The 2,317-nt window shown below is 70.2% G+C and carries 1 protein-coding gene; it reads right to left on the minus strand.

The features are described from left to right. Window positions 1–2,317, minus strand: a 2,317-nt coding sequence (locus AC2VOK_RS11560) for an acyltransferase domain-containing protein (RefSeq protein ID WP_428900592.1), incomplete at both ends; no start/stop codon positions are given.

Here is a 2,317-nt window from a genome sequence, read left to right on the forward strand (position 1 = left end):
CTGCGCCGAACGCACCAACCCCCACACCGCCGCACCCGCCAAATCCCCCACGTCCTCCCCCGGCAACGCCACCGCACCCCGCGTCGACACCACCAGCGTCGCGGCCGCGTTGCCGGTCAGCCAGGTTTGCAGCACCTGAAGCACGGCGCGCGTGGTCGCGTACACGTCCGCGACGACGTCACTGGTGACCGGCGGGGATTCGAACAGATACGCCTTGGGTTCGACCTCGGTGGTATCGAACACGGTCGTGCCCCAAGTGAATACCGATATCGGCTGCACGTTCTCGGCGGGCTGCGCGGACCAGACGACCTCGAAGAGCCGATCGCGGCCCGAGTTCGAGGCCGCGGCCAGGAGTTGCTGATCGCTGACCGGGCGGGCCACCATCGCACCCACCGACAGCACCGGCAGGCCCAGCCCGTCGGCAAGCTCGATCGACATCGCGGACGGACCTGAGGGCGCAATGCGCGCCCGCAGTGCCTCCGCGCCCGCAGCGTACAACGACACGCGCTGCCAGGAGAACGGCACCAGCACAGAGCCCTCGGCCAATTCGCCCTCGTCTTCGCCCTCTTCCGAGGCCAGGATCACCGCGTGCAGCGCCGCATCCAGCAGGACCGGGTGGACCCCGAATCCGGCCACGGACAAGCCGGCGTCGGCGGGGAGCGCCACTTCCGCGAACACTTCGTTGCCGCGGCGCCACATCGACGTCAGGCCCCGGAACGCGGGCCCGTAGCCGTAACCGCGTTCGGCCAGCCGCTCGTACCCGTCGCCGATGTCCACCGGCACGGCCCCCGCCGGAGGCCATACCGACAGGTCCGCGCCGGGAACGGCTGATCCGGCACTCAGCACACCCTCGGCATGCAGCAGCCACGAAGAGCCCGTCTCGACGCGGGAGAACACCGAGACCGTGCGAGCGCCCGACTCGTCGAGGCTACCGACGACGACCTGCACCGCGACCGAAGATGCGGCCGGCAAGACCAGCGGTGCAGCAAGATTCAACTCCTCGACCATTCCGCAACCCACCTCGTCACCGGCGCGGATCGCCAGCTCCACGAATCCGGCACCGGGAAACAGCACCGTGCCGCCCACTGCGTGATCGGACAGCCAGCCCTGCGTGCCGGGCGACAACCGGCCCGTCAGCACCACCCCGCCCGAGGCCGGCAACTCGATCACCGCGCCCAGCAGCGGGTGCTCGCTCACGCCCAGCCCCAGACCGGCGGCGTCGGCGGCCCCACCGCCACCGGAGAGCCAGAACCGGCGCCGCTCGAAGGCATACGTGGGCAGTTCGACGAAGTTGGCCATTCCGATGGCACCACGCCAGTCGACGTCCACGCCGGTGACGAACGCGTGCGCGACGGCGTTGACCAGCGTCACGGGCTCGGGGCGATCCTTGCGGAGCAGCGACGCCGTCAGCACGGGCGCATCGGACAGCGACTCCTCGATCGACGCTGTCAGGCCGCCGCCGGGACCGACTTCCAGGAAGCGGGTGGCCCCGGCGGAGTGCGCGAAGCGAATGCTGTCGGCGAACCGGACCGCTTCGCGGATGTGGCGCTTCCAGTACGACGGCGAGGCGAAGTCGTCTGCGGCCAATTGGCCGGTCACGTTGGAGATGACCGGAATGCCGGCCGCCGCGGTGGCCAGTCCGGCGGCGACGGCGGCGAATTCGTCGACCATCGGCTCCATCAACGGCGAGTGGAACGCGTGCGAGACGGCCAACCGGTGCACGCGGCGGCCTTGCCCGCGAAACCGCTCGGCGACCGCGACCACATCGTCGCGGGCACCCGAAATCACCACGGAGACCGGACCGTTGACGGCCGCCAGGCCGACCTGGCCGTCCAGCAGCGGCCGCACTTCCTCCTCGGTCGCCTGCACCGCGATCATCGCCCCGCCCGCCGGCAAGGCCTGCATGAAGCGGCCGCGCGCTGCCACCAGCACCGCGGCGTTCTGCAGCGACAGGACGCCGGCGACGTGCGCGGCGGACAGTTCGCCGACCGAGTGGCCCATGACGAAGTCGGGCCGCAAGCCCCAGGATTCGAGGAGGCGGAACAACGCCACCTCGACCGCGAACAAGGCCGGCTGGGCGAATTCGGTGGTGTTCAGCAGGTTCTCATCGTGGCCCCACATCACCTCGCGCACGGGACGCAGCAGGTGGCGGTCGAGTTCGGTCACGACGGCATCGAAAGCCTCCGCAAACAAAGGGTATTCGGCGTGCAGGCCCATGCTCATGCCCAGCCATTGGGAGCCTTGGCCGGGGAACACGAACACGGTCTTGCCCGCCGGTGTGGCGCTGCCCCGGATCACCGAACCCGCCAGGTCGTCA

Source organism: Mycobacterium sp. TH-M116 (assembly GCF_057473685.1).